General features: G+C 73.5%; 14 protein-coding genes and 3 pseudogenes. 9 read left to right on the top strand and 8 right to left on the bottom strand.

Annotation, left to right across the window (positions count from 1 at the left end; all coding sequences use genetic code 11):
• Window positions 1-20 precede the first annotated feature (20 nt).
• From ACK1X7_RS41230 to ACK1X7_RS41215, 4 genes are all read right to left on the bottom strand, one after another.
• Window positions 21-3,929: an AAA family ATPase gene (locus ACK1X7_RS41230; protein ID WP_413116469.1), complete on the bottom strand. Its 3,909-nt coding sequence runs from the start codon at window positions 3,927-3,929 to the stop codon at window positions 21-23.
• Window positions 3,926-5,155 carry an exonuclease SbcCD subunit D gene (locus ACK1X7_RS41225; RefSeq protein WP_413116468.1) on the bottom strand — a complete coding sequence of 410 codons (1,230 nt, stop codon included), beginning with the start codon at window positions 5,153-5,155 and terminating at the stop codon, window positions 3,926-3,928. The genes ACK1X7_RS41230 and ACK1X7_RS41225 overlap by 4 nt, the downstream gene beginning before the upstream one ends.
• A 168-nt stretch (window positions 5,156-5,323) precedes the next feature.
• Entirely contained in the window at window positions 5,324-7,252 is a 1,929-nt protein-coding gene (locus ACK1X7_RS41220) for a SulP family inorganic anion transporter (RefSeq protein ID WP_413116467.1), read from the bottom strand.
• 110 nt (window positions 7,253-7,362) lie between these two features.
• Window positions 7,363-7,527 carry a hypothetical protein gene (locus tag ACK1X7_RS41215; RefSeq protein WP_385139539.1) on the bottom strand — a complete coding sequence of 55 codons (165 nt, stop codon included), beginning with the start codon at window positions 7,525-7,527 and terminating at the stop codon, window positions 7,363-7,365.
• A gap of 174 nt (window positions 7,528-7,701) precedes the next feature.
• Between ACK1X7_RS41215 and ACK1X7_RS41210 the strand changes: the two genes are divergently transcribed.
• Window positions 7,702-8,499 carry a response regulator transcription factor gene (locus ACK1X7_RS41210; RefSeq protein ID WP_385139536.1) on the top strand — a complete coding sequence of 266 codons (798 nt, stop codon included), beginning with the start codon at window positions 7,702-7,704 and terminating at the stop codon, window positions 8,497-8,499.
• Window positions 8,496-10,025, top strand: coding sequence for a sensor histidine kinase (locus ACK1X7_RS41205; RefSeq protein ID WP_385139533.1), 1,530 nt, complete (start codon window positions 8,496-8,498; stop codon window positions 10,023-10,025). The genes ACK1X7_RS41210 and ACK1X7_RS41205 overlap by 4 nt, the downstream gene beginning before the upstream one ends.
• 13 nt (window positions 10,026-10,038) lie before the next feature.
• Here ACK1X7_RS41205 and ACK1X7_RS41200 read toward each other — a convergent pair whose 3' ends face one another.
• Together ACK1X7_RS41200 and ACK1X7_RS41195 are read right to left on the bottom strand one after the other, a co-directional pair.
• Window positions 10,039-10,665, bottom strand: coding sequence for a YigZ family protein (locus ACK1X7_RS41200; RefSeq protein ID WP_385139530.1), 627 nt, complete (start codon window positions 10,663-10,665; stop codon window positions 10,039-10,041).
• A gap of 120 nt (window positions 10,666-10,785) precedes the next feature.
• Window positions 10,786-11,118, bottom strand: a complete 333-nt coding sequence (locus ACK1X7_RS41195; RefSeq protein ID WP_216341209.1) for a plasmid stabilization protein — start codon at window positions 11,116-11,118, stop codon at window positions 10,786-10,788.
• A gap of 235 nt (window positions 11,119-11,353) precedes the next feature.
• Between ACK1X7_RS41195 and ACK1X7_RS41190 the strand changes: the two genes are divergently transcribed.
• From ACK1X7_RS41190 to ACK1X7_RS41180, 3 genes are read left to right on the top strand one after another with little or no spacing between them, the layout of a single operon-like run.
• Window positions 11,354-11,617, top strand: a complete 264-nt coding sequence (locus tag ACK1X7_RS41190; RefSeq protein ID WP_385139527.1) for a hypothetical protein — start codon at window positions 11,354-11,356, stop codon at window positions 11,615-11,617.
• Between the two features lie 21 nt (window positions 11,618-11,638).
• On the top strand, window positions 11,639-12,898 hold the full coding sequence (locus tag ACK1X7_RS41185) for a sensor histidine kinase (protein WP_413116466.1): 1,260 nt from the start codon (window positions 11,639-11,641) through the stop codon (window positions 12,896-12,898).
• Window positions 12,895-13,578, top strand: a complete 684-nt coding sequence (locus tag ACK1X7_RS41180; protein WP_385139518.1) for a response regulator — start codon at window positions 12,895-12,897, stop codon at window positions 13,576-13,578. Before ACK1X7_RS41185 ends, ACK1X7_RS41180 begins: the two co-directional genes overlap by 4 nt.
• Before the next feature lie 90 nt (window positions 13,579-13,668).
• Here the strand turns inward: ACK1X7_RS41180 and ACK1X7_RS41175 are convergent.
• Together ACK1X7_RS41175 and ACK1X7_RS41170 are read right to left on the bottom strand one after the other, a co-directional pair.
• Window positions 13,669-14,253, bottom strand: a pseudogene (locus tag ACK1X7_RS41175) (phosphatase PAP2 family protein); the annotation flags it as partial.
• A gap of 138 nt (window positions 14,254-14,391) precedes the next feature.
• A pseudogene (locus ACK1X7_RS41170) lies at window positions 14,392-14,661 on the bottom strand (SDR family NAD(P)-dependent oxidoreductase); the annotation flags it as partial.
• 58 nt (window positions 14,662-14,719) lie between these two features.
• Between ACK1X7_RS41170 and ACK1X7_RS41165 the strand changes: the two are divergent.
• From ACK1X7_RS41165 to ACK1X7_RS48320, 4 genes and pseudogenes are all read left to right on the top strand, one after another.
• A complete protein-coding gene (locus tag ACK1X7_RS41165) occupies window positions 14,720-15,226 on the top strand; it encodes a tail fiber domain-containing protein (RefSeq protein WP_413116465.1) in 507 nt (168 codons plus the stop codon).
• 92 nt (window positions 15,227-15,318) lie between these two features.
• A complete protein-coding gene (locus ACK1X7_RS41160; RefSeq protein WP_167543182.1) occupies window positions 15,319-15,459 on the top strand; it encodes a hypothetical protein in 141 nt (46 codons plus the stop codon).
• Window positions 15,460-15,654: 195 nt separating this feature from the next.
• The gene (locus tag ACK1X7_RS41155) at window positions 15,655-16,467 is read left to right on the top strand and encodes a class I SAM-dependent methyltransferase (RefSeq protein ID WP_385139664.1); all 813 of its coding nucleotides are present in this window, start codon (window positions 15,655-15,657) and stop codon (window positions 16,465-16,467) included.
• A gap of 603 nt (window positions 16,468-17,070) precedes the next feature.
• Window positions 17,071-17,235, top strand: a pseudogene (locus ACK1X7_RS48320) (IS30 family transposase); the annotation flags it as partial.
• Between the last annotated feature and the right edge of the window lie 10 nt (window positions 17,236-17,245).

Genomic DNA, 17,245 nt, shown 5'->3' with positions numbered 1-17,245 from the left:
CACGATCCGCCGGACACCCGCTAGTGCGCGGCGGCCATCCGATGCCGTACGGCCGAGCCCTCGCGGCCCTTGACGACCTCCAACTGGGCGGGGATCCGCCGGCGCAGATCGGCGACATGGCTGACGATGCCGACCGTACGGTCCCGCTCGCGCAGCGAGTCGAGCACGTCCATGACCTCGTCCAGGGTCTGCTCGTCGAGGCTGCCGAACCCCTCGTCGATGAAGAGGGTGTCCAGACGGACCCCGCCCGCCTCGTCGGTGACCACGTCCGCCAGGCCCAGCGCGAGGGCGAGCGAGGCGGAGAAGGTCTCGCCGCCGGAGAGGGTGGCGGTGTCGCGTTCGCTGCCGGTCCAGGCGTCGATGACATGCAGCCCGAGGCCGGAGCGGCCGCGTCCGCCGGAGCGGGCGTCGGAGTGCACCAGGGTGTAGCGCCCGGAGGACATATGACGCAGCCGCGCGCTCGCCGCCGCCGCGACCTGTTCCAGCCGGGCCGCCAGCACATACGCCTCCAGCCGCATCCTGCGCTCGTTGTCCGCGGAGGTGCCCGCGGCGAGCGAGGCGAGGCGGGCGATCCGGTCGTGCTCCGCGCGCAGCGGGGCGAGCCGGCGGGCGTCGGCGACCGCCTGCGCGGAGAGCGCGTCGAGGTCCTCGCAGCGGGTGCGGGCCGCGGCGTCCGCGGCCGAGACCTCGCGCAGCGCGCGGGTGGCCGCGTCGGCCGCCGTCTGCGCCGCCGCGGGGTCGGCCGGGGGCGCCTGCGCGGCGGCGAGCACCCTGGCGTCGGACAGCTCGGCCGCGGCCGCCGCCGACTCCGTCTGCCAGGCGTCGAGACGGCGGCGCGCCTCGCGCTGCCGGTCCGGGGGCAGCACGGCCTCGGCGGCCTGCTCCGGAGTCTCGAACCCGGCCCGGTACGCGGCGTCGGCGAGCCGGGCGTCGGCCTCCTTCAACCGGCTCGCGGCCGCCTCGGCACCGCGCACCGCCTCGGCGGCGCGGGCCAGCAGCCCCGCCTGCCGCTCGAGCCGCGCCGCGCGCTCGGCGACGGTGGCGTCCGCACCGCGTGCCCGCTCCAGCTCCGCCAGCAGCGCGGCCCGCTCCCGGGCCAGGGTTTCGCGGCGCGAGGTGCGGGCGGCGGTCCGCCGCTCGGCCTCCTGCCGCTGCGCCGTACGCCGTGCGTGCTCGCCCTCGGCCCGGTCCAGGGCCGCGCGGGCGGCGTGCCCGTCGGCCGCCGCATCACGGGCCTCGGCGTACCCGGCCCGCAACCCGGCCAGGGCCCGGCCGAGTTCGGCCGCGTCCTCGCCCTCCGCCGTGGCCTCCGCGCCCGCGTGGGCCTCGCGGAGTGCGTTCCGGGTGCGCTCGGCCTCCTCGCGGACCTCCTCGGCGCGCTGGTAGTCCGCCAGCGCGGTCTCCTCCGCCGTACGGTCCACATGCCCGGCCCCGGGCCGGGCCGGGCCGGGGTGCTCGGTCGCCCCGCACACCGCACAGGGCTCTCCCGCGCGCAGCCCGGCCGCCAGCTCGGCGGCGATGCCGCGCAGCCGGGCCTCCTTGAGGTCGAGCCAGTTCTGCCGCGCGCCGGCGGCCTCTTCCCGCGCCCGCAACAGCTCGTCCCACGCCGCCCGCTCCTGCCCGGCGAGCCGGTCCCGCCGCCTGGCGGCCTCAAGGCGCCGCTCGGCGGGCTCGATCCGCCCGCCGAGCTGCTCGGCCCGGTTGACGGCCTCCTGTGCGGCCTCGACCCGCCGCTGATGCGCCCGGTGGGTCTCGTCCCACCCGGCGAGCCACTCGGCGGCCTCCTCGATCGTCTCGTCGTCGGCACGGGCCTCCCGGTCGAGCGCACCGATCTCGCCGACCACGGCCTCCGCCCGCGCCTCCCCCCGTCGCGCGGCCCCCAACGCCCCAAGCTCCTCCCGCACCCGCCGCTCAACCCGCCCCAACCACTCGGCATCGGCCTCGCCGAGCACCGCCGAGGCGTCAACGCCCCGCGCCCCGGCCCACCGGTCCCGCTCGCCGTACGCACCGCCCGGGCCCGGAGCCGTCCCGCCACGACTCGCCGAGTTCGCGAACCGACCCGCCGCATCAGGGTGTGACGCACCCTCGCCCCGGGACGTGGGCCCTGACGCCTGCAACGACGCGCCCCGCGCCTCCGTGCCGGCGGTTTCGCCGTCGGACGGCCCCGCCTGGGGCACAGCGCGTCCCCGCGCACCGGGCTCACCCGAGCCCGGCCCCTGTGACGGCACGCTCGAAGCCGCCGCACCGGACGACGCCGGGTCCGGGACGGCACCCCCGCCGCCCGCCGCGGCCGCCCCGGCACCTGCCTGCCCATCCGGGAGGCCCTCGTCCGGCACCCCGCTCTCGGAGGCCGTGGCCCGACCGGTGGCGCGCCCACCCGACGCGCCTTCTTCCGCGGCGGAGACAGCCTCCGGCACCTGCGACGGCATGCCCGGGGCTCCCGCCACCGCGGGCGGCTCCTGGTCCGGCGTGCCCGGGGCCACCCCTGCCTGCGCGGCGGTGCCTCCCACCCGGGCGAGCGCGCCCGTTCCGGTACGCCCGCGCCTGACCGACTGCGCATCGGTGGGCCGCGGCGGCTTCGAGTCTCCAGCGTCACCGAGCGACGCCCGGCCCCGCACGTCCGCCGCGGGATCCTCGTCCGGCACCGCACCCACAGCGGCGGCGGCCCCCGCGGACGCGGTGGCCTCTTCCGGGGACGCGGGGATCTGCGGCGGCAGGGACACGGCGGGCGCAGTGGCCCGGCCAGGAGGTGTGCGTTGGCCGGGGACGTCCGGGGTCGCCGCGAGGGCCGTGGCCGCCAGGCCGGGTTCGGCGGTCAGCCGGGCGCGGGCCTGGCGTTCGGTGGCTTCGGCGGCGTGGTGGTCGCGGGCGGCGGCGGTGCGCAGGTCGAGTGCGGGAACCACCGCGTCGGCCGCGCGGGCTCGTTCCAGCAGCTCGCGCAGCCGGTCGTGGTCGGGCCGCTGCCGTTCGAGGTCGTCCGCCCGGCGGCGGGCCTCGGTGTGGCGGCGCTGTAGCTCGGCCCGTTCGCGTGTCGCGTCGGCGGCCCGCTGGGCGGCGTCGTGGGCCGACTCGGCGGCGCGTACGGCGGAGAGCGCGATGTCCCGCCGTTCGCGCGCGCCGGTGCGGGCGACGGCGGCCCACTCCAGGACGGCGTCGGCGAGCCCCGGTTCCCCGGGGGTCATCTCGGGCAGCGGATGCCCGTCGAGTTCCGTGGTGCGGCCCGCCGCCTGCGCCATCCGGTGGGCGAGCGCGAGCAGCCGCTCGTCCCCCGTCGCGACCCGCTTCTCCGCCGCCCGCCGCAGCTCCGCCAGCCGTTCCTCGACGGCGGCGAAGCGGCCGGTGTCGAACAGCTTGCCCAGCAGCTTGCCGCGCGCCATTTCGTCCGCGCGCAGAAAGCGCGCGAAGTCGCCCTGCGGCAACAGCACCACCTGGCAGAACTGCTCCCGGCTCATGCCGAGCAACTGCCCCATCTCCTCGCCGATCTCCTGGTGGGAGCGGCTGAGTGCCTTCCACTGCCCCGGCCCGGAGGCCGAGCCGGATGCCGAAGCGGGCGCCGCTGCCGGGGCGTACTCGCGCAGCAGGGTCTGCGCCTTCTCCCGCGTCATCCCCGTGCCCCGCTTCTTGGGGCGCGGCTGCTCGGGGCGGCGGGTGATCTCCAGGCGCCGCTCGCCGACGGTGAATTCGAGAACGACCTCGGTCGGGGTCAGCGGTTGGGCGTGGTCGCTGCGCAGCGAGAGCCCGTTGCCCTGGCGGGCGCCGGGCACCTGGCCGTACAGCGCGTAGCAGACCGCGTCCAGGACGGACGTCTTACCGGCGCCGGTCGGCCCGTGCAGCAGGAAGAGCCCGGCGGCGGACAGCTCATCGAAGTCGATCTCCTGGGTGGCACCGAACGGGCCGAAGGCCGTGACGGCGAGCCGGTGCAGCCTCATCGCGCCGCCTCCCCCGCCGTGGCCCGCGCCGCCGTGGTCGCCGCGGCGCCGTTCGCCTCACCGGCCACAAGGCCCTCGTGCGCCTCGCTCCGTACGGCCTCCAGCGCAGCGCCGAGCAGCGCGCGCTCCGCCTCGTCCGGGCCGCGCCCGCCCCGCACATGGGCCACGAAGTCCTCGGCGATCTGCCGGTCCGAGCGGCCGCGCAGCCGCTGTGCGTACGAGGCGAGCGGATCCTCGGGGGGCCGCTCGGGGTCGAAGACCAGCGTGAGTACATGGGGGAAGCGCCGCGCCAGCCGGGCCATCGGCTCATGCGGCCGCATCGCGTCGGTCAGCGTGGCCTCGACCCACGCCTCCTCGTGGCGGTCGAGATCCGGGTCGGCCAGCAACTCCTCGATCGGGCCGCGGATCCGGGCCAGCGGGCGCGGCACCGGGCAGTCCACCCGTTCGCACGACGGGGCCTCGCCCGCCGCCCCCAGCTCCACCACCCACATGGACTTGCGGTGGGCCGCCTCGGAGAAGGAGTACGCCAGCGGGGAGCCCGAGTAGCGGATGCGCTCGGTGATGGTCTGGCAGCCGTGGAGATGGCCGAGCGCGGCGTACTCGACGCCGTCGAAGACATCGGCGGGTACGGAGGCGACTCCGCCGACCGTGATGTCCCGCTCGCTGTCGCTGACCGCGCCGCCGGTGACGAAGGCGTGCGCGAGGACGACGGAGCGGGTGCCGGACGGCCGGGTGGCGAGGTCGGCGCGCACCCGGTCCATGGCGGCGCCAAGCACCGCCGTATGACCGGCCGCGGAGGCGCCCAACTCCTCGCGCACCAGGCCGGGTTCGAGATACGGCAGACCGTAGAAGGCCACCTCGCCGTGGTCATCGGAGAGGACGACGGGGGTGGCGCATCCGGCGGGGTCGGTGCGCAGATGGATCCCGGCCCGGTCGATCAGCCCGGCGCCGACGCCGAGGCGGCGGGCCGAGTCATGGTTGCCGGAGATCATGACCGTGGGCACGCCGAGGTCCGCCAGCCGGTGCAGGGCGTCGTCGAACAGCTCGACGGCGGCGAGCGGCGGCACGGCCCGGTCGTAGACATCACCCGAGACGACCACCGCGTCGATGTGCCGCTCGCGCACGGTGGTGACGAGGTGGTCGATGAACTCCCGCTGCGCGGCAAGGAGGCTGACCCGGTGAAAGGACCGTCCGAGGTGCCAGTCGGAGGTGTGCAGCAATCTCACAAGCGGTCTCCGACCTGCACTTCTGTCCTTCCTCCACCCCAGTGGCCAGCATCACACCCGCGACGTACGCACGGCGCGGGCACCGACCACGTTAGCCGCGGTCGGTGCCCGGTCTCTCATGGACCTCGTATTTCCCGCCCGTGTCCCGGCCGATGTCCTGGCCCCTGCCTAGCCGTGGTAGTCCCTCCACCGCGCTTCCTCGGAGTCCTGGAGTCCCTCGAAGGGGCGAGTGTCCAGGTAGTACCACTCGGCGGACGGGCCCGGCCGGGAAGGTGCGTAGAACGCGTCGTACAGCGCACCGGACGACGACCGCTCGTACGCCCGCTCGTGGGGCTGGGGCGGCGGCCACGACGGGGACACGGGCTGCCGCCGGAGTCCGGACCGGGACTCGGACCGGGACTCGGACCGGGACTCGGGCGAGAACTCGGGCCGCGATTCGGGCGAGGACTCCGGCCGCGGCCTCCGCTTCGGCTTCTGCTTCTGCTTCGCCGCCGGGAGGTCGGGCAGCAGCAGTTCCACGCGTACGGTCTGCGACGCCCGCTTCTGCGCCACGAACTCCTCGATCTGGCTGCGGCACGCATGGTCCAGATGGGTCACCCCCATCAGGTCCAGCCGGATCCGCGGAGTCCCGGCCGACCCCACGGCCTCCAGCGCGTCGATGACCTTGGGCAGCCGCAGGAAGGTGGCGTTGCCGGTCATGACCAGCTCGGCGGCGTCGCCCTCCACTCGGTGCTCGACGGAGGTCTGCGACATCCGCAGCGCCGCCAGGACGATCCCGGCCGCGAGCCCGACCAGCACCCCCTCCAGCAGCGCGGTGGCGACGATCACGCCCGTGGTGATGGTCATCACGACGAACTCGCCGCGGTCCTGGCGCCACATCTTCGGGAACTGCTCGGGCGCGAGCAGCTTCCAGCCGCTGTGCACCAGCACACCCGCCAGCACCGAGATCGGGATCAGGGCGAGGACGCTCGGCAGCAGCAGCGCGAAGGCGAGCAGCCACAGGCCGTGCAGGGTGCGGGAGAGCCGGGTCTTGGCCCCGGCCTGCACATTGGCCGAGCTACGGGCGACGACGGCGGTCATGGGCAGCGCGCCGAGGATGCCGCAGACGGTGTTGCCCGCGCCCTGGGCGATCAGCTCGGTGTTGTAGCGGGTGCGCGGACCGTCGTGCATCCGGTCCACGGCGGCGGCCGTGAACAGGCTCTCCGCCGACGCGATGACGGTGAAGGTGAAGACGGCGGTGAGCACCGCGGGATCGGCCAGGCCCGCGAACTGCTCCGGCCCGGGGAACTGGACGGAGGCCAGCAGATCGCCGACCTGAAGGGTCTTCACCTCCACGCCGGGCAGCGCGGCGACCAGGATGCCGATGGCGACGGCGACCAGCGCGGCAGGGATCTTCCTGACCGGCCCCGGCACCTTCTTCCAGACGAAGCTGAGGACGACCGTGGCGATGCCGAGCAGCGCGGCGATCGCCGTCTGTGCGTCGGTGAAGGTGTCGAGGACGTGTGCGGGGAAACCGAGGATGTTCTCGATGGCCGTGCCGGGGGCGGCGGCATCGGCCAGCGGATAGGACTGGCTGAACATCAGCGGCAGCCCGATTCCGGCGAGCATGCCCTGGACGACGGCGATGGAGATGGCCTGGAACATACGGCCCAGCCGGATCATCCCCAGGCCGATCTGGAGCAGCCCGGACATCAGCACGATCACGCCGAGCATGGCGATGCCATGGGCCTCCACAGTCTCCGCGACGAGTGCGGTGAGCCCCGCGGCGGGGCCGCTGACCTGGAGGGCGCTGCCCCGGGTCATACCGACCACCAGCCCGCCGACGACACCGGAGATGATGCCGAGTTCGGCCGGGGTGCCGGAGGCGACGGCGACACCGATACACAGGGGCAGGGCCACGAGGAAGACGACCAGCGAGGCGGTGATCTCGGTGCCGAGGTCGACGCCCTGACCGGTCCCGCCGAGCTTTCCCCCGACCTTGCCCTTTACCTCGCCCTTGGCCTTGCCCCTGGCGGTGTCTCCCGCCCCGCCATCGGCCTTATGGAAGCCGGGAGCAGATTCCCTTACGGTTCCCGCGGCGGGCGCATATGCGGGCATCGGCTGAGTCGACCGGGCGTCGCGCACCCCTTCCGGCGGGAACACCTCGTCGATGTCGTAGGACGGCGATGAAACGGGCTGAATCCGGCCACGGGCATGTCGTCCACTCGTCATGACCGTGCCCGGACGTCGCCGTCGCTATCGAGATCGAGTTCCTTGTCCGCGTTACGCAGCCGGAATTCGGGAAATTGTCCGTCGGCCAGTTCCCGGTATTCGCCATGGCCGAAATCGGCACGGCGCCGGAACGAGCGGGCGTGTTCGAGCAGAGCCCTCATCATGCCTCCCTGACGGGTGGTTGAACCAGATGCGAATCACCGTAGGGAGGGCTGTACCAGGCGAAGGCTAAACGAACACTAGAGCATGACAAGTTCTTCTCCAATATTCGGACCCGCACTCGCAACATTACAAAAACCAGAAATCCATTCCGGCATTGAGGTACACAGGTCCCCATGACCGTACGAGCGCTGCTCATCGAGGATGACGACACGATCGCCGAGCCCCTCGTCGAGGGACTGGGGCGGTATGGACTGATGGTCGGTCATGTCGGCACAGGAGCTGCCGGGCTGGAGGGGCCGTACGGGGACATCGTTCTGCTCGACCTGGGACTGCCGGACATGGACGGCATCGACGTCTGCCGCCGCATCCGGCAGGTGTCGGACGTGCCGATCATCATGCTCACCGCGCGGGGTGAGGAGGCCGACCGTGTCCTGGGGCTGGAGCTGGGCGCGGACGACTATTTGGCGAAACCGTTCAGCATGCGGGAGCTGATCGCCCGGATCCGCGCGGTGACCCGGCGTACCCAGCGCACCGCCACCGCCACCACCACGGCCACCGCCGCCGACCCGGCCCTCACCGCCACTCCCCCCGCCGCACCCGCGTCAGCCGCCGTGCAACCGCCGCCCCGGGAACAGGAGCCGCTGGTCGTGGACCGCCGGACCCGTCAGGTGTGGGTGGGGGGCACACCCGTCACCCTCACCCCCAAGGAGTTCGAGCTGCTGGCCCTGCTCACCGAGGATCCCGGCGCCGTGTACTCGCGTCAGCAGATCCTCGACCGCGTCTGGGACCCCCACTTCCATGGGCCGACCAAGACGCTGGATGTGCATGTAGCCACTCTGCGCCGCAAGCTGGGCGATCCGGCCTGGATCCAGACCCTGCGCGGGGTGGGCTTCCGTCTCGCCGTCCACCCGGGAGTCCCTTCGGGGGTTCCGTCCGGGATGCCGGGAGTCCCGGAGGCCGCCCGGCCGTGACCCGACGTCTGCTGCTCGGGTATCTGAGCCTCGCCGTTCTGATCCTGCTGAGCCTGGGGATACCGCTGGGCTACGTCTACAGCAGAGCCGAGAGAGAGCAGATCATCTCCTCGGCGGAGGACGAGGCCGAGTCGGTGTCCGCGTTCGCCTCGCTGTCGATCACGGCGGGCCGGGAGCGGCGCGAACTGCCGCACCGGGCGCGGCACTGCGCCGAGCGCATCCGCGGCAGGGTGGTCATCGTCGGCGGCGACGGCAAGCTGCTGGCGACCTCGCATGCGCTGTCCGCCACGGAGTCGCGGAACCTGGCGTCGCGCCCCGAGATCGCCACCGCCCTGCGCGGCCGGGACGCGATCGACGTCCGGACCTCCACCATCGGCGGCGTCCGCTATCTCTCGGTCGCCGCCCCCGTCGTCCACGGCGACGTTCTCCAGGGCGCGGTGCGCCTCACCGTGCCCACGGACGCGGTGGAGTCCCGCGTCCACCGGATCTGGCTGCTGCTGGCCGTGGGCGGGCTCGCGGTCCTTACGGCCATCGCCGCCGTGGGGCTGGTGTTCGCGCGCTGGACCAGCCGCCCCATCCTGGAGCTGGAGCGGTTCGCGCACCGGCTGGCCGACGGACAGTTCACCACGCCCGCCCCGGTGACCTCCGGCCCGCAGGAGGTGCGCAGCCTCGCCGCCACGTTCAACCAGACCGCCGCCCGGCTGGAACATCTGCTGGCCTCCCAGCGCGCCTTCGCCGCCGAGGCGTCCCACCAGCTCAAGACGCCGCTGGCGGCGCTGCGACTGCGGCTGGACAACCTGGAGGCGGAGATGACCGGACACGCCCGGGACAGCCTCAACGCCGCGATGACCGAGACCGACCGGCTGGCCCGGATGGTCGAGGGGCTGCTGGCGATGGCACGGATGGAGGAGAGCGCCGTCACCCCCGAACCGGTCGACCTGGACCAGGTGTGCGCCGAGCGCCTGCACACCTGGACCCCGCTCTTCGAACGGCACGGGGCCCATCTCGCCCTGCTCGGCGACCCGGCCGGCCATGCGCTCGCGGTGCCCGGAGCCATGGAGCAGATCCTGGACAATCTGCTCTCCAACGCGCTGCGTGCCACGCCCCTGGGCTCCACCGTCACCATCGTGCTGCGCTGTACGGCCCCCGACCGGCGCCATCTCCCCGCGCGGCCCGCCTGGATCCAACTGCATGTCATCGACGAGGGGCCCGGCATGACCGCCGATCAGCGCCGCCGCGCCTTCGACCGCTTCTGGCGCGCGCCGGACGCCCCGAAGGGCGGCACCGGCCTGGGGCTGTCGCTGGTGCAGCGGCTCGCCCATGCGAGCGGAGGGGAGGCCACCTTGGCCCGGGCACCCGGCGGCGGCCTCGACGCCGCGATCCGGCTGCGGCCCGCGCCCCGCGCGGGCCAGGGCCGCCCAGCCCAGGGCCGCCCGTCCAGAATCGGCCTGCCCCGGAGAGTGCGGAGCGACCGGAGCACACCGGAGTCCGCTCCGTCCCCGCCCTCGGTGCGCTCACCGGCGTAGGCCAGGGCCGTCCTTACGCGTCCTGGTACGCCTCGCCGCCCAGCTCCAATGCGGCGGTGCCTGCGGTGGCGTCCGCCAGCCAGTCGCGGAAGGCGTCCACATCGGCCTCGGGCAGGCCCAGTTCGATGGTCACGGCCTCGGCGTAGCGCACCTCCCGGACCGCCCGCCCCGTGGCCCGCAGATCGTTCTCCAGCTTTCCGGCCCGCTGGTGGTCGACGGTGACGGTCACCAGCCGGAACCGCTGCCGGGTGACGGTGCCCAGCGCGTCGAGCGCCTCGCCGACCGCGCCGCCGTACGCCCGGATCAGACCGCCCGCGCCGAGCTTCACGCCCCCGTAGTAGCGGGTGACGACGGCCACCGCGTACCGGACCTCGCGGCGCAGCAGCATCTGGAGCATCGGCACCCCGGCCGTACCGCCCGGCTCCCCGTCGTCGCTCGCCTTCTGCACACCGCCGTCCGCGCCGATGACGTAGGCGAAGCAGTTGTGGGTGGCGGTGGGGTGCTCCTTCCTGATGCGCTGGATGACGTCCTGCGCCTCCTGCTCGGTCGCGGCGGGCGCGAGCGTGCAGAGGAAGCGCGATCTGTTGATCTCGATCTCGTGCACGCCCTCGCGCGCGACCGTCCGGTACCGCTCCTGCATCGGGCCAGCTTATGTCCCGGCCCGGGTGCGCTGGTCATGCGTATGTCCCGCCCGGCCCCGCCCCGCCCCGCTGTTTCGCGGGGAGGGCGGCGCACCGCGGAAAGGTGCGGCGTATCCGGGTCAGCGGCCCAGGGCCTTGGCCAGCTCATCCTTGGTCATGTTCGAGCGGCCCTCGATGCCGCGCTGCTTCGCCTCGTTGTAGAGCTGGTCGCGCGTCGGGCCCTTGGGGCCCGTCCGGCTGCCGGAGCGCTGGCCGCCACGCTGCGGCGCGGACTTCGGGTCCTTTGTCGAGGTCTTGCCGGCGGACTTGGACTCGCCCGCGCGGGCGCGCTCCTTGTTCACCGTACGGGCGGCCATTTCCTTCGCCCGGCCGGTGGAGGCGCCGCGCTGCTCGGCGCTTTCCTTGATGTGCTCGTACTGCCGCTCACGCTTACGGCTGGATCCTGCGGGCATGGTCTCTTCCTCTCCTTCCGCCCCCTCGGTCGGTCGCGGTCGGCGGTTCATGATTGCCGAGCGCATGAGTCGGGTTCCCTCCGCTTCCGCCCCTATAACCAGCATGCGTCTCCTGGGCGTCGGCCGGATGCCGTGCGGCGTGCGCAGATGGGGATTGGTCTTTCGGCAGTGTCCGCCGGTCCACGGTTTTCATAAGGTCACCTCTGCGAGTCGGCTGATCACGCAGGTGGGGGACATGACGACACACAGAACCGGATTCATCGGCCGCCGACCGGGGGCCTTCTTGAGCCGCCCGGGGGCTTGCTCGACCGGACACCTTCCGCTCGCGGCCACCGTCGCCGCCGCCGGATTGAGCGTGGTCAGTCTGTGGTGGGTGGTGCCCACGGCGCTGTGCGCGTTCATGGCGGGGTGGCGGCCCGGGCGGACATGGGCCACGGCGGTGGGGCTGACCGGGGTGGTCGCGGGCGTTGTGGTGGCGGTCGCCGCGGTGCCGTCCTGAATCACGTGGGCCGACCGCTTCGTGGCGGTGGTGGCGGGGGCGGTCGTACTGCCGTGGTTCGTGGGGCGGTTCTGCCGTCAGTACCGGGAGTTGGTCCGGGCGGGGTGGGAGCGGGCCGCGCGGCTGGAGCGCGAGCAGCGGCTGATCGCCGAGCAGGCCCGGCTGCGGGAACGGGCCCGTATCGCCCAGGACATGCACGATGTCCTGGGCCACGAACTCAGTCTGATCGCCCTCTCGGCCGGGGCCCTCAAGCTGGCGCCCGGGCTGGCGGACGGCCACCGGGAGGCCGCCCGGGACATCAGGGCCAGGGCGGCGGCCGCCGTGGACCGGCTCGGCGAGGTGATCGGCGTACTGCGCCAGGAGCCGGACGGCGCGCCGCCGGAGCCGGGCTGCGACGGGGTGGCGGAGCTGGTGGAGCGGGCGTCGGCGGCGGGGCTCACGGTCCGGCTGCGGATCGACGGCGAGCCCGGCGAACTGCCGTCGGACGTGGAGCGCGCCGTGCACCGTGTGGTGCGGGAAGCGCTGACCAATGTGGCCAAGCACGCGCCCGGCGCGGAGGCGGCCGTACGGGTCCGGCATACGGCGGCGGAAACCGAGGTCCGGGTGGCGAACGGCCCCGCGCCCACCGTCGTCCCCCTCCGCTCGGGCGGCGCGGGCTTCGGTCTGATCGGCCTGGACGAGCGCGTCAGGCTCGCGGGCGGCACGTTCGGCTACGGCGCCGAGTCGGGCGGTTTCGCGGTCCGCGCCACGTTTCCCCGTAACCCCGTGGCGCGACGTACGGCGCAGGCCACGCCGCGCACCCTTCACGGCACGGACGCCCCGCAGGCCCCGTACGGCACGGACGCCCCGCGCAGCGGGGGCGCCCCGGACGTTCCCGGCAACCCGGACGGCGCGGTGGCGGATGACCACCGGCGCGCCCGCCGCCGGCTCGGCCGCACCCTGGTCGCGGCCCTCATGGTGCCCCTGGTCGCGGGCGCCCTGCTGATCGGGACACTGCGGGTGTGGGACACCCTGAGGGCCCGGCAGTCGGTGCTGGCCCCGGACGACTACGCCCGGCTGCGCATCGGACAGGACCGTGACCGGATCGCGGAGTATCTGCCCGGGCGCCAGACCGGCCACCGGCCGACGGCGGCCGAACCGAGGGGAGCCGGTCTTGTCTGCGAGTACTACGCGATGACGGCCGATCCCTTCGACGACCGGTCCGGGGACGTGTACCGGCTGTGCTTCCGGCACGGCACCCTGGTGACCGCCGACGCCTTCACCGGGAAGGGCGTCCGATGATCCGGGTCCTGATCGCCGACGACGAGCCGATGATCCGCGCGGGCATCCGGGCGGTGCTCACCACCGATCCGGACATCACCGTGGTCGCCGAGGCCGGCGACGGCCGCCAGGCGGTGGAGCTGGTGCACCGCCACCGCCCCCGGGTGGCGGTGCTGGACATCCGCATGCCCGGCACCGGCGGGATCGAGGCCGCCCGGGAGATCCACCGGACGGCGCCGGACACCGGCGTCATCATGCTGACCACCTTCGGCGAGGACGACTACATCCTGCGGGCGCTGGGCGGTGGTGCCACGGGCTTCCTCATCAAGTCCGGTGAACCGGAGGAGCTGATCGCGGGGGTGCGCGCGGTGGCCGATGGCGCCGCCTATCTGTCACCGAAGGTCGCCGCCCGCGTGGTGGCGCATCTCGCCTCCGGTGGCGCGGCGGCCCTGGCCGACCGCCGCACCGCCGCCCGCGAGCGGGTCGGCGCCCTGACCGCCCGGGAGCGCGAGGTGCTGGCCCTCCTCGGCGGCGGGCTGTCCAACGGTCAGATCGCCCGTCGGCTCCATGTGGTGGAGGGAACGGTCAAGGCCCATGTCAGCTCGATCCTGGCCCGGCTGGGCGTGGAGAACCGGGCGGCCGCCGCCGTGGTGGCCCATGAGGCCGGAATCCTTCCCCCACCGGCGTCCGAACAGCGCTGACACCGCCCGCGCGGCCGGAGGGCTCGCCACGATCAGCGTCGCCACCACCACGGCGGCGGCCAGGAGCGCACCGGCGGCCACATCGTGCGGATAGTGCACCCCCACCGCCACCCGCAGCAGCGCCGCCACCCCCGCCAACGGCAGCGCCACGGCGGCGAGCCGGGGCCTGAGCACCGTCAGCCCGACCGCGATCCCGGTGGCCAGGGTGGCGTGGTTGCTCGGAAACGACCAGTCCCCCGCCTCGGGACACTCCGCCGACGCCGCGACTCCCCGTACCGCCCGGCACGGCCGCTCCTCGTCCACCACCAGCTTCACCGCCTCGCTGGCCGCGTAGGCGGCCACGGTGCCGATACCGGTGAGGACGGCCCCGGCCGCACCGGAGGCGTCCGCCCGCCGGAAGGCCGACCACCCCGTCCACAGCAGCAGCAGCCCCAGCGCCACCAGCGTGCCCGCGGTGGCCACCTCCAGCAGCGCCCCCGCCCACGAGGGCGCCCCGGCCACCACATCGGTCACCTCGCGGTACACCGACACCGAGGCGCCGCCCGTGACCTCCTTCCGATCCGCGTCGCCCAGCCCACCGGGCGACAGCCACCTCACCGCTCCCGCCCCGGCGGCACACAGCGCCGCCGAGGCCGACAGCCGACGGCCGAAGCCGTATCGCGTCCTTGATTCCATGGCCAGTGACCGTAGGAACGGCGAAGGCCCGCCACCTCTGGCGAACGGCGAGGACGAGTACCTGACCTTCGTCGGGGTTGACACTCTGGCCGGCCCCCGGCCCCCGGCAAGCGGCAAGCGGCACATCGGCCCGTCAGGTCACCAGGGCACGACACCCCCGTCGTCGAAGAAGCCGCCGCGCGGCCCGTCGTCCGGCAGGGTGGCGAGCCGGATCGCTGTCGCGGCGCCCTGCTCGGGTGTCCGCGGCGCGTTGAAGCCGGTGAAGTCGGTCGCTACATAGCCGGGGCAGGCGGCGTTCACGATGACGTTCGTGTCGGCGAGGCGGCGGGCGTACTGTGCCGTGACGCTGTTGAGCATCGACTTCGACGGTGCGTACGCGGCCATGACCGGGCCGGTCCGGAGTGTCAGTCCCGCTTTGAAGCCGGTCAACATTGCCGCCGGTCAGGGCTCTTTGAACGTCACGCAGATGCAGTTGGAGAACATCAGCGCGACCGTCGTCGACGCCGTCACCGGACAGCCCGTCCGCGGCGCGCAGGTCCATTTCTACGCCGCCGGCGGTCGACTGGAGCCGGTAGGGGTGCGGTTCTTCCGTCTGCGGTCCTGGGCGGCTGACCGCGGCGCCCCGCATCGGCCTTCGGCCGAGGCACGGGAGAGCGGCGGTGTGGCCCCGGTCGGCGCGGTCAACGGCTACGCGGTCCTGCGGACCGTGGCCGCGCCGCCCGTCAGCACCTGGCGCTACCACTGGGAGCCCGAAAGCGTGCGTCACCTCGGACCGATGGCCCAGGACTGGCACGCCGCCTTCGGCTTCAACCAGGACGACACCAGAATCCCCGTCGTCGACGGCCTCGGCGTCGCCCTGGTGTGCGTCCAGGCGCTGCACCGCCGCGTGGAAGAACTCACGGCCGAAGTGGACCGTCTACGGGAGGCCGCGAGCGGAAACGAGCCCGAGACCGTGCGCGAGAAACCCGCGTAATGACTCCGTCGATGCGCCCTCTCCATGGCAGGAGCCCGCTGAAAACCACGCGCGGGCGCACCACTTGGGAGGGCTTGCTCATGGACGGTCAGATGGACCAGCGGACAGCGCTGTTGCTGCTGGCGGGCGGTGGCTCTGTGTACGTCGCATTCGAACATCCTTCCTTCGGCACCGCTCTCCTGGTCGGCGTCGGTGTCGTGACGCTGCTGCACCTTCTGCTGAAGGACCACTGACCCGTGCCTCCGGTTCGGCTGATCCCCCGCGTCGCCCCACCGGATCAGCCGCGCGGTGGAGCGGACCGCGAGCACCGCCGCACGATCCTGACCGATCGGGGCGTCCAGGGAGTCACCCTGCCGACGGATGCTCGCGAATCGAACATCTAGGCTGGCACGGTGACTGATGAGCAGGAGCGGGTGCGGCCGTCGGGAGTGTGGGCCACGGCGGTGGGGGTGGCCAGGGTGCGGGCGCTGGAGACCGAGCGGGAGAACGCGCTGTTCCGCGACCCACTGGCACAGGCATTCGCCACCGCCGGCGGCCTGTGGCCCTCCTCGCCGCCGCCCGATGACGAAGCGGCGCGACGCCGCCGACTGGCCGTGTCGTTCTCCATCGTCATCAGGACGAAGTTCCTCGACGACCTGTTGCGGCAGGCAGCCGCGTCCGGAGTCCGGCAGGTCGTACTGCTCGGCGCCGGCATGGACAGCCGGGCCTTCCGAATCGACTGGCCCGAGGGCACCCGGCTGTTCGAGGTCGACACTGCCGCGCCACTGGACTTCAAGGCTTCGGTACTGCGCCAGGAGCGGGCCGTCGCACGCTGCGAGCGGATCACCGTCGCGGTGGATCTGCGCGAGGACTGGCCGGGCGCGCTGGCCGCCGCAGGGCACGACCCGACCGTGCCGACCGCGTGGATCGCCGAAGGACTACTGATCTATCTGCCCGACGACGCGGTGGAGCTACTGCTGGCCCGGATCAGCACGCAGTCGGCGGCAGGCAGTCGGATGGGGCTGACATTGGGCTCGCGCGGCGTGATCGAGCGCTTCGGCGCGGACGCCGCGCCGGGATCGGCGGCGTCCATGTGGGTCTCGGAGATGCCCGACGACCCGGTGGGCTGGCTGGCCGGGCACGGCTGGGACGCCGACAGCCACACCCTGCGCGAGCGCGCCGCCGCCTACGGCCGTCCGATCAGCACCCCGCCGCAGCGCGAGGAGGGGCCCGGCGGACTGATCTCGGCGGTCCGCCGGTAGAACGCCTCCCGGCTCCCTGGATGATCGATGCCAAGGGGGCCTGATGAGTGGAGCCAGGCGACGGCACACAGCGGACGTGATCCGCCACCCGTCGGGCTGAGGCCAGTGCTCACCACACCACGCCTCCGTCTGCGCCCGCTCTCCGAAGCCGACCAGGGACGGCCCAGGACGCTGCTCGATCCGTGCCCTCGTCCTGCGTCTGGCCAGGGAAAATGCCTCGTGGGGATATCGCCGGATCCACGGCGAACTCGCCGCGCTGGGGATCGACGTCGCCGCCTCCACCGTCCGGGAGATCCTCCGCGAGCACGGCATCCCACCCGCACCCGAACGGCAGAACACCACCTGGGCCGACTTCCTCCGCGGCCAGACCGAGGCCCTTCTCGCCTGCGATCTCTTCGAAGTCCGCACGCTGACCGGAGCGCGCCTGTACGCCTTCGCCGTCATCGAGCACAGCACCCGTCGCATCAGGATTCTGGGCGCCGGCGCACATCCGACCGGGGACTGAAAAACGCCGCCCCATGCCGCCCACTACCCGCACCCATCCCCCAACAAGCCCAGCCCACCCACCTGGAAGTCCACAGACGAGACCGGCTCGGCGGAACGCTCCACCAGTACCTGCCCAAGGGCGCGGACCTTCGCACGTTCAGTCAGGCCGACCCGGACGACATCGCCCACGAACTCAACCACCGTCCGCGCAGGACCCATGGCTATCGCACTCCGGCAGAGGTCTACGCCGGCCTCCTGAACAGCGGTGATGCGCTGACCGCCCGCGCGTCTC

Origin of the sequence: Streptomyces sp. CY-1 (genome assembly GCF_047218265.1) — a bacterium.
GTDB classification, from domain to species: Bacteria; Actinomycetota; Actinomycetes; order Streptomycetales; family Streptomycetaceae; genus Streptomyces; species Streptomyces niphimycinicus.
Note: the sequence above shows the minus strand (reverse complement) of the source record. Positions and strands in the feature narration are given on the sequence as shown.

What these genes read in the sequence shown, in the direction of transcription:
- ACK1X7_RS41230 (WP_413116469.1), bottom strand. Translation starts at nt 3,929, where the DNA reads ATGAGGCTGCACCGGCTCGCCGTCACGGCCTTCGGCCCGTTCGGTGCC.
- ACK1X7_RS41220 (WP_413116467.1), bottom strand. Translation starts at nt 7,252, where the DNA reads ATGCCCGCATATGCGCCCGCCGCGGGAACCGTAAGGGAATCTGCTCCC.
- ACK1X7_RS41215 (WP_385139539.1), bottom strand. Translation starts at nt 7,527, where the DNA reads ATGAGGGCTCTGCTCGAACACGCCCGCTCGTTCCGGCGCCGTGCCGAT.
- ACK1X7_RS41210 (WP_385139536.1), top strand. Translation starts at nt 7,702, where the DNA reads ATGACCGTACGAGCGCTGCTCATCGAGGATGACGACACGATCGCCGAG.
- ACK1X7_RS41200 (WP_385139530.1), bottom strand. Translation starts at nt 10,665, where the DNA reads ATGCAGGAGCGGTACCGGACGGTCGCGCGCGAGGGCGTGCACGAGATC.
- ACK1X7_RS41195 (WP_216341209.1), bottom strand. Translation starts at nt 11,118, where the DNA reads ATGCCCGCAGGATCCAGCCGTAAGCGTGAGCGGCAGTACGAGCACATC.
- ACK1X7_RS41190 (WP_385139527.1), top strand. Translation starts at nt 11,354, where the DNA reads ATGACGACACACAGAACCGGATTCATCGGCCGCCGACCGGGGGCCTTC.
- ACK1X7_RS41180 (WP_385139518.1), top strand. Translation starts at nt 12,895, where the DNA reads ATGATCCGGGTCCTGATCGCCGACGACGAGCCGATGATCCGCGCGGGC.
- ACK1X7_RS41165 (WP_413116465.1), top strand. Translation starts at nt 14,720, where the DNA reads ATGCAGTTGGAGAACATCAGCGCGACCGTCGTCGACGCCGTCACCGGA.
- ACK1X7_RS41160 (WP_167543182.1), top strand. Translation starts at nt 15,319, where the DNA reads ATGGACCAGCGGACAGCGCTGTTGCTGCTGGCGGGCGGTGGCTCTGTG.